General features: G+C 31.2%; 7 protein-coding genes and 1 pseudogene. 2 read left to right on the forward strand and 6 right to left on the reverse strand.

All coding sequences use genetic code 11. The features are described 5' to 3' along the window. Positions 1-76 precede the first annotated feature (76 nt). Positions 77-1,006, forward strand: a complete 930-nt coding sequence (locus LFT63_RS05315; RefSeq protein ID WP_017636672.1) for a diacylglycerol/lipid kinase family protein — start codon at positions 77-79, stop codon at positions 1,004-1,006. A gap of 78 nt (positions 1,007-1,084) precedes the next feature. Here the strand turns inward: LFT63_RS05315 and LFT63_RS05320 are convergent, their stop codons facing one another. The 6 genes from LFT63_RS05320 to LFT63_RS05345 all read right to left on the reverse strand — a co-directional run bounded on the left by LFT63_RS05320 (position 1,085) and on the right by LFT63_RS05345 (position 9,361). Further along, the gene (locus tag LFT63_RS05320) at positions 1,085-1,621 is read right to left on the reverse strand and encodes a 5' nucleotidase, NT5C type (protein WP_029056470.1); all 537 of its coding nucleotides are present in this window, start codon (positions 1,619-1,621) and stop codon (positions 1,085-1,087) included. A gap of 90 nt (positions 1,622-1,711) precedes the next feature. After that, positions 1,712-2,767, reverse strand: coding sequence for a histidinol-phosphate transaminase (hisC, locus tag LFT63_RS05325; protein ID WP_029056469.1), 1,056 nt, complete (start codon positions 2,765-2,767; stop codon positions 1,712-1,714). Positions 2,768-2,962: 195 nt separating this feature from the next. Beyond that, positions 2,963-4,480 (reverse strand): ABC transporter permease/substrate-binding protein, encoded by a 1,518-nt coding sequence (locus LFT63_RS05330; RefSeq protein ID WP_154895373.1) that lies wholly within the window; start codon positions 4,478-4,480, stop codon positions 2,963-2,965. Continuing rightward, positions 4,473-5,438, reverse strand: coding sequence for an ABC transporter ATP-binding protein (locus LFT63_RS05335; RefSeq protein WP_017636668.1), 966 nt, complete (start codon positions 5,436-5,438; stop codon positions 4,473-4,475). Before LFT63_RS05335 ends, LFT63_RS05330 begins: the two co-directional genes overlap by 8 nt. A 241-nt stretch (positions 5,439-5,679) precedes the next feature. Further along, positions 5,680-7,461, reverse strand: a complete 1,782-nt coding sequence (gene recQ / locus LFT63_RS05340) for a DNA helicase RecQ (protein WP_029056466.1) — start codon at positions 7,459-7,461, stop codon at positions 5,680-5,682. Between the two features lie 10 nt (positions 7,462-7,471). Continuing rightward, positions 7,472-9,361 (reverse strand): ABC-F family ATP-binding cassette domain-containing protein, encoded by a 1,890-nt coding sequence (locus LFT63_RS05345; protein ID WP_176745286.1) that lies wholly within the window; start codon positions 9,359-9,361, stop codon positions 7,472-7,474. 102 nt (positions 9,362-9,463) lie between these two features. On the opposite strand from LFT63_RS05345, the pseudogene LFT63_RS05350 reads away from it, so the two are divergent. Further along, positions 9,464-9,617 (forward strand): annotated as a pseudogene (locus tag LFT63_RS05350) (ZIP family metal transporter); the annotation flags it as partial.

The following is a 9,617-nucleotide window of genomic DNA, read 5'->3' on the forward strand; positions in this document are numbered from 1 at the left end:
AAATTTACCATTATTGCCCATCAATTTAGGGTATTGAAATATATTAATAAGAACTTAAGGAAAGTAGGTATGTATAATGACAAATAAATATAATCATGGTGTGTTATTTTATCATGAACATAGCGGCTTAAAAGATATCTACCAAGGTTTAGGTGAAGTAACAAAGTCTTTAAGTTCTATGTGTAAACATTTTTCAATTCAATTAAGCGAAAATGAAGGTGACATTAAACGTTACTGCCAATCAATTAAAGATGGTCATTATGGAAACCAAATAGATGTACTGTTTATTTTAGGTGGCGATGGTACTGTAAATGAATTAATCAATGGTGTTATGGAAAATGATTTAGATTTACCTATTGGTATCATCCCTGGAGGAACATTCAATGATTTCACTAAAACACTAAATCTTAACCCAAATCATACGCTAGCTAGTCAACAGTTGTTATCTTCACATATTCAAACTTACGATGTTATTAAAGTAAATGATATGTATGCTCTAAATTTTGTTGGTTTAGGCTTAATTGTTCAAAATGCTGAAAATGTTCAAGATGGTTCTAAAGATATCTTCGGAAAACTAAGTTATATTGGTTCAACAGTAAAAACTTTAATGGATCCTAGCAAATTTGATTTTAATTTAAATATAGATGGCAAAGAAAAAACTGGAAATACATCAATGATTTTAGTAGCAAATGGTCCAAATATTGGTGGTAGTAGAATTCCTTTAACTGACCTATCTCCTCAAGATGGCAAACTCAATACATTTATCTTTGATGATCAAAGTTTTAGCATACTTAATGATATTTTCAAAAAACGTGACAGTATGAACTGGAATGAAATTACACAAGGGATCGATCATATTTCAGGTCAGAAAATCAAACTATCAACTGAACCTACTATGAAAATTGATATCGATGGTGAAATTGCCTTAGAAACACCTATTGAACTTGAAGTATTACCTGATGCAATCAAATTACTCACATTCCCTAACCAAAATAATAATCAATAATATGCTTTCTAATATAAAATAAAACAGGAAATGGCTCCCATTCATTAAAAAAAATGAATATATGCCACTTCCTGTTTTTTATTTTTCATTTAAGAATAAATCTTCTACTTCTTTCCAACCATTTACACGACGATAATCATCATTATTAACATTGTGAACTGCAGTATACATAATTGATTCACCTTCGAATATAGCAAGTTGTCTAGGATTGTCATCGATTAAATAATCTGCATTTATAATATTTTTACGTCCACAAAATACAAAATGTTGAGGGTCTAAGAATGGAAAATGTTCTAATAACCATTCATATTTATCATGAAATGATGTCGGTACATCCATAGCTGCAGTTGCTATATAAACATCATATTGTTGGTTTAATTTTTCAACTACTTCTTGTGCATTTGGCATCACTTTTAAATGTCGGAAGAATCCTGGTTCTCTAAGTATTTCAGTCACTAAACCATCATGCTCTGGAATAACATGTTTTAATTTTTGACCATTTAAAGATTCTACAGTAATACCTAGGTTAGCTCTTTCATTAACTGCATCAATAATCGCACCTAACGTATCAGCCAACACTTCATCCATATCTATTGCAATTTTCTTACGAGACATTAAATCTACTCCTCAAATATAATGTATTTCTAAAGTATAGCAAATGCATGTTCCAGACAAAAGGTTTTACTGTTATGACATTACGTCTTTTTAGTAATCAAATTGCTGTAAAACTTCAATCATTTTATCATTTTGTTCTGGGAACCCTATCGTAATTCTGACACCGTTAGGAAACAGTCTGGTAATACAACCAACATTTAATAAAGCTTCATATAGTTCTTTACTTTTAGATGTTTTAACAAACACAAAGTTAGTTTGACTCGGTAAAAAATGTTCACTTTGAGGTATTTGATAGAACTTTTGACGTTCAAAGGCATTTTTTTGAGTTATATCTTTTAAATAAGCTTGATCATTTAAAGCCGCTACAGCTGCATATTCAGATAAACGTGTCACATTAAATGGTGGTCTAATTATATTCCATTTTTCAATAGCTTCATTAGTGGCTACTACGTAACCTACGCGTAATCCTGCTAAACCATATGCTTTTGAAAATGTTCTTAATAAAAATGCATTATCAAACGTTTCCTGTAATTTTAGCGTATCAGGAAAATCATCCGCAGTGACAAATTCAAAATAAGCTTCATCAATAAGTACTGGTACATGGCTAGGTACTCTTGCTAAAAAGCTATAAAGTTCATCGTGAGTGAAATATGTTCCTGTGGGGTTATTAGGATTACATAGCCATACAAGTGATGTATCATCGTCTACTTCATCTAAAATACCTTCTAAATCAAACGTGCCATTTTTTAAAGGTACTTGTACTACTGATGCAGCTTCTACAATTGCATTGTGATAGTATTGACCAAATGTTGCTTCACTAGTAACAATGTTATCTCCTGGTGTTAGGATTGCTCTTGAAATCATTAATATCACTTCGTCTAAACCAGCACCAAATAATACTCGTGATTCATCTACACCAAGATGCTTACTAATTGCTTCCCTATGTAATGGTGAACCTGTTTCAGGATAATAATGCAATTCATCTAAATGTTTGGTTATAGCATCTTTAACTCTCGGGGAAGGACCATATAAACTTTCATTTGAGGCTAATTTAAATAGATCTCCTTTAATTCCATAGGTTTCTTTAAGTGCCCTAGGAGATAAACCTGGTTGGTATGCAGATAGTTGATCAAGTTGTTTTTTCATAATCTCGTTGCCTCCTTGAATTGACTGAAATTTCAAAATCTTAATGTTAATTATAAACAAATCGAATGTCATAAATCAAACTAGGTACGATTGTTTGCCCTTTTCAATTCAAAAAACGTATCTTGATCATTAATTAAAAAACCTTAACGTCAACATGCATTACATGTTAGCGTTAAGGTTATACTTAAGTTATGCTTATTTTTTCAAAAGCCCTTCTTTTTCTAAATAATCTTTTGCTACTTGATAAGGATCTTTTTTCTTCACTGTTACTTTATAGTTCATTTCTTGCATATCTTCATCAGAAATTTTTCCAGCTAGTTTGTTAAGTGGTTTTTTCACTTCTGGATGGTCTTTTAAGAATTTCTCTTTAAACATTGGTGCACCTTGGTATGGTGGGAATACATGTTTATCATCTTTTAACACGACCATATCATATTGTTTTAATTCGGCATCTGTAGAATATGCATCAATTAAATTGATGTCTCCTTTATTCACTGCTGTATAACGTAGTTTAGGTTCCATTGTTTTTACATTAGATATGTTTAGTCCATAAGATTTTTTAACAGCTTTAAAACCATCTGGTCTATCATTAAATTCTAAAGTAAATCCTGGCTTCAATTGATCTTCTACTTTAGATAAGTCACCAATTGTTTTAATGTTATGTTTCTTAGCAAAATCACGTTTGACTGCTAAGGCATAAGTATTATTATATTTCATTGGTTTCAGCATAGTCATATCAAATTTTTTCTCAAGACTTTGCTTAGCTTGTTGATATACTTGTGATTCTTTTTTAGATTTTAAATCCTCTTTTGTCAATTCACCTAAAACAGTACCTGTAAATTCTAAATAACCATCGATATCATCTGATTTCAAAGCATTAAATAAGAAGGCTGTCTTGCCCATGCCGTCTTTTACTTCAACTGTATCATCCGTATCTTGTTCAATTAAAATTTTATACATGTTTGTAATAACAGAAGGTTCTGAACCTAATTTTCCTGCAAGGGTAATTTTATCGCCTTTTTGAGCAAATAGCGGTACTATAATTGCAATCATAATAATAACAACCATTGTACCTAAAACAATCATTAGCTTTTTGTACGATAACTTTTCCATAAATCTTAATACAACATCAAATAAAATGGCTAATAATGCTGCCGGAATCGCACCTATTAAAATTAATGACGCATCATTACGGTCTATCCCTAGTAAAATTAAGTCACCTAGGCCACCAGCACCTATTAATGCTGCTAACGTTGCTGTACCGATAATTAATACCATAGCTGTTCTAATCCCTGCCATAATCACTGGCATTGCAATGGGAAGTTCCACCTTCGTTAAGCGTCTTATAGGTTTCATACCAATACCTTTAGCCGCTTCAACTAATGATGGGTCTACTTCATTTATACCAGTATATGTATTACGTAAAATTGGTAGAAGCGCATATACAACAAGTGCGATAATAGCTGGTACTCTTCCTATTCCGAATAATGGAATCATTAAACCTAATAATGCGAGTGAAGGAATAGTTTGCAATACAGCAGCAATATTCATTACTATCTCTGATGTCTTTTTAGTTTTAGTTAATAAAATACCTAATGGTACTGCTATAATAGTAGCAATTAATAATGCAATAAACGAAATTTGAATATGTTCAATAATCGTTGAGAGTAACTGTCCTTTACGTTCACCTAAAGTTTGCCAAAATTCATGCATTATCGTTACCCTCCTTTGTTACAGACAAATACTCAAACACGTCTTCTCTCTTTAACAAGTTTTTTTGTTGTGATTGTTCATCAACAACTATAACAGCTTCATTAGCTATCAATGTTTGATAAATATCCTCTAAATATTGCTGATTACTTATTTCAGGATAATTATTCATTACTGAAACTTCATCTAGTGGACGATCAATACTCAATTCTTTTAATTGCACTTTGGATTTATGTCTATTTAAATGGTTACCCATAAATTGTTTTACAAATTCACTTTGTGGTTGTTGCTGAAAACCTAAAGGTGTATCAATTTGTTCAACATGACCATCATTTAGTAAGCAAATACGATCTCCCAATTTCATTGCTTCTTGAATGTCATGTGTTACAAATACAATCGTCTTTTTGATTTTTGTTTGTAGCTCAATTAAGTCATCTTGGAGCTTTTCTCTACTAATTGGATCTAACGCACTAAATGGTTCATCCATAATAATAACCGGTGGATCTGCTGCTAATGCACGTACTACACCAACACGTTGTCGTTGTCCACCTGACAGTTCATCTGGCATTCTATTTTTATAAGTTTCCGGTTCTAATCCAACCATTTTTAATAATTCATCAACTCTTGCATCGATATCTTTATCTTTCCATTTCTTCATTTGAGGTACTTGAGCTATATTCTCTTTAATAGTCATATGTGGAAATAATGCAATCTGTTGTAACACATACCCAATATCCCATCTCATTTCATATACAGGATAATCACTGATGGGTTTATTATTAAAATAAATATATCCTTCACTTAACGGTATTAATCGGTTAATCATTTTTAAAGTCGTCGTTTTCCCACAACCTGAAGGTCCAATTAATACGAAAAATTCTCCTTCTTTTATATTAAAACTCACATCATCTACAGCTACATGATTGCCGTATCGTTTCGTTACGTTCTTAAATTCAATCACAACTTCACCTTCTTTAATCTAACCTAATAGACATTTTCGTTTACTATACCCTTTTTCTATACTTAAACACAATTAAAAATAATTAACTTTTTTGTATTTTGTAAATCAAATAAATCTATAACATAAATTCTTATTTCGTTAGTTTTTTAAATAAATATAAAAACTCGATAAATTTTATGTATGTTCCTTAAAATTCATCGAGTGGATTGATTATATTCAATTTTATTCAGTATATATTCTGTTAAATACTTGTTTTATAAGACTGTATTCTTTCCAAAAATTGAGGACAATAATGTTTTAGTTTATAACTTCCTACTCCATCAATATTAATCATATCTTGTTTTGATTCTGGCTTTCGTTTAGCAAATTCTTCTAATGTATAGTCTGAGAAAATACTTACCGGCGCTATACCTAGTTTATCACTTAATTGCTTTCTAACTTTAACTAATTCACTAAATAATGCTCTATCTACACCCTCTACTGTATTGATATAAACTTTTTCTTTAGATTTTTGTTTAAACGGTGTAGTAAAGACTTTTGTATCATTATTTAATAACTTTTTAACTGATTTATCGCAAATAAGTATTTCATCATTTTCATTTAAAAATCCTTTAAATCTTAATTCATCAATTAAATGACTTAATTCAGATGTTGTGTACGATTTCATGATACCGTGAGTTGTTAATTGATTATAATCATTATATTTAATGTAATCTGTTATTTCCCCACGTAGGACTTGGATAATAACACTATAACTTTCTTGTTGTCGCATACGTGCCACACAACTAATAATCATCTTTGCTTCTCTTGTCATATCATATGTTTTATTTTCTTGAATACAATTACTACATTGTTTGCATTCTTCTAACTTTTCATTAGGTTCAAAATAATGCACAATTGTTGCTTCTAAACATTTTTTCGTTTTGGTATATTGGATCATTTTAGTTAATTTTTCGCCCATTTTTTCTTTATAATCATCATCTGCTTGAGATACTGTTATAAAGTATTCATGTAGCCCTCTATCGCGTTCACTGAATAATAAAATACATTCACTTTTCAATCCATCACGTCCAGCACGACCTGCTTCTTGATAATATGATTCCAAATCTCCTGGCATATTATAGTGAATGACGAACCTAACGTTAGATTTATCAATACCCATACCAAATGCATTTGTAGCAATAACAACATTTACACGATCGTATAGAAAGTCATTTTGTGCCGCTTCTCTCTCCTTATTCGTTAAACCAGCATGATAAATAGTACATTTTACTTTATGACTATCAAGCACCTCTTGTAATTCTTCTACTTGTTTTCGTGTTGAACAATAAATAATACCCGCTTCTTCATCGTGATCTGTTACATAATCTACGACAAATTTTTGGCGTTGATAAGTTGGATTAACTTTGAAAATTAAATTACGACGTTTCGTACTTGTTTTGACTTCATCTTGACTGTTAATGTTTAACTTTTCCATGATGTCTTGTTGTACTTCTGCTGTTGCTGTAGCTGTTAATGCAACAATTGCAAAATCTTGAGGGAGAGTGAACACTTTCTGAATAACGCTTTGGTAACTAGGTCTAAAATCATGTCCCCACTTAGAGATACAGTGTGCTTCATCAAAAGCTACTAAATGAATATTTACTTTTCGTAATTGACTCAAGAAATATTGATTTTCAAAACGTTCTGGTGCTACATATAAAAATTGAATTTGCCCATTGATTAACTTTTGTTCAATTTCTTTTTGCTGCTTTTGAGTCAAACTACTGTTAATAAATGCTGCATTAATCCCCATTGCTTTTAATTGGTCTACTTGGTCTTTCATTAAAGATATTAATGGACTAATAACAATTGTAGTCCCACCTAACATCAATCCAGGCACTTGATAACATATAGATTTACCACCACCTGTTGGTAATACACCTAATACATTTCTATGATCCATAATTTTCGATATAATTTCTTCTTGTCCGGGTCGAAATGTATCGTAGCCAAAATAATGCGATAAAGTTTCTTGCATGATTAAATTCCCCTTATTGTTCTTTTAATTCTTCGAGTTCACTCCATCTATTGATGTCAGCATCATACGTTGTTTCTAATTGTTCTTTTTCTTCGTTTAATTCTTTAATTTTTGCATAATCAGCACTAGCTTCTACCATTTCTTCATCAATTTCAACTAACCTAGTTTCAGTTTGATCAATTCGTTTCAACAGTGCTTCATATTCACGTTGTTCTTTATATGATAGACCAGATTTTTTACGTGTTTGTGGCTTAGTCTTTGATTGATTTGTAGCTTGTTTCTCGATTGCTACTTGTTTATCTTGAGATTTTTTATAGGCTTCGTAGTCTTCAAATGAGCCAATTATTTTTTCCATTATTCCATCATGGATATACCAATATTCCTGCGCGACTTTATTAAGGAAATATCTATCATGGCTAACAGTTATAACTGATCCACCAAATTCATCTATATAATCTTCTAATATTGTTAATGTCTCAGTATCTAAATCATTAGTAGGTTCGTCTAATAATAAAACATTAGGCTTATGTACTAGTAATCGTAATAGATAAAGACGCTTTTGTTCTCCACCTGATAATTTATATACTTTTTTACCATGTGTTGAACTAGGGAAAAGAAATCGTTCGAGTAATTGTGTTACCGAAACGGAAGTGCCATCTTTTTCCATTGCAACTTCACTTTCTTCTCGAAGATAATCAATCATTCTAATATCTCTGTCTAAAGTTTCTTCAGTTTGTTTAAAATAGGCAACTTTAACTGTTTGCCCTACCTTTAAAGTACCTTCGAACGATTGTTCTTCAGAAGCTAGAATATTTAATAGTGTCGTTTTACCTGCACCATTAGGTCCTACAATTCCAATTTTCTGCCCATTTTGTATTATTTCAGTAATATCTTTGAATAGCATCTTGCCATTGATAGATTTAGACACATGCTCTAATTCATAAACCTGTTTACCAAGTCTAGAGTAAGCCAAATTTAACTGTGCTTTATCTTGTTTAGTTTGTTGTTTTACTTCAGATTCTAAATCGCTAAATCGATTAATACGAGCTTGTTGTTTCGTTGTTCTTGCTTTAGCCCCTGCTCTCATCCATGCTAACTCTTGTTTATATAGTGCCTTTTGCTTTGCTTGTTGTTTTTGTTCAATTTCTTCATTTTCAGCTCGCATTGCGATGTAATCTTCATAATTACCTGGATAAGTTTTTAATTTACCTCTGTCTAATTCAATAATTCTAGATGATACTTCATTTAAAAAGTATCTATCATGAGTTACGAATAATACTGTATAGGGATATTGTTTCACGTAATTGATAAGCCAATTAATTGATTCAAAATCCAAATGGTTTGTAGGTTCATCTAACAATAATAAATCAGGTTGTTCAATTAAAGTCTTAGCTAATACAACACGTTTTTGTTGACCACCTGATAATTCTTTAACGAGTTTATTCGTCTCATTGATTCCTAGTTTAGATAGGATGGTTTTAATTTCTGCATTATAATCCCATGCATCTTTGCGATCCATCATTTCTTGTGCATTCATCATGACTTGAAATTGTTTGTCAGTTTGATCTTTTGAATATTGATTTACAGCTTGTTCATACTCTTTAATAATTTTTAAAGTTGGTGTATCAGAACTTAGTACTGCTTCAAAAACAGTCATTTCACCATCTAAATCTTGTTTTTGAGATGAATAGCGAATTCGATAATTATTAGGATGAGTGATATCGGCTGTAAAATCTTCGTCTAGATTACCTATAACTTTTAGCAAAGTACTTTTACCTGTACCATTAATCCCAACGAGACCAATCTTTTCATGCTCAGATATTGATAAATTTAAATCATCGAATATCACTTTATCTGCATAGGATTTATTTAAATGTTCAATTTTATATGCTTCCATGCTTATCTTCCTTTTACTATCGAATTTTCAATATAAATTTGTTAAGATTAAATCAGTTCTATATATTATACACCTTTTTAAGCTTAAATGATATAAGGAGACCTAGTTATGGCAGAATTCTTCGAAAATTTGCCTCCTCATTTTCAAGCTTTAATTGCAGGAATCATTACATGGTTATTAACAGCACTTGGTGCAGCTTCTGTTTTTATTTTTAAATCTGTAAATGACAAAGTGTTGAACTCTATGCAAGGGTTCGCCGCAG

Origin of the sequence: Staphylococcus sp. FSL H8-0121 (genome assembly GCF_038008425.1) — a bacterium.
GTDB lineage: Bacteria > Bacillota > Bacilli > Staphylococcales > Staphylococcaceae > Staphylococcus > Staphylococcus pasteuri.

Coding starts and splice junctions, on each gene's coding strand:
- LFT63_RS05315 (WP_017636672.1), top strand. CDS start 77: ATGACAAATAAATATAATCATGGTGTGTTATTTTATCATGAACATAGC.
- LFT63_RS05320 (WP_029056470.1), bottom strand. CDS start 1,621: ATGTCTCGTAAGAAAATTGCAATAGATATGGATGAAGTGTTGGCTGAT.
- hisC (WP_029056469.1), bottom strand. CDS start 2,767: ATGAAAAAACAACTTGATCAACTATCTGCATACCAACCAGGTTTATCT.
- LFT63_RS05330 (WP_154895373.1), bottom strand. CDS start 4,480: ATGCATGAATTTTGGCAAACTTTAGGTGAACGTAAAGGACAGTTACTC.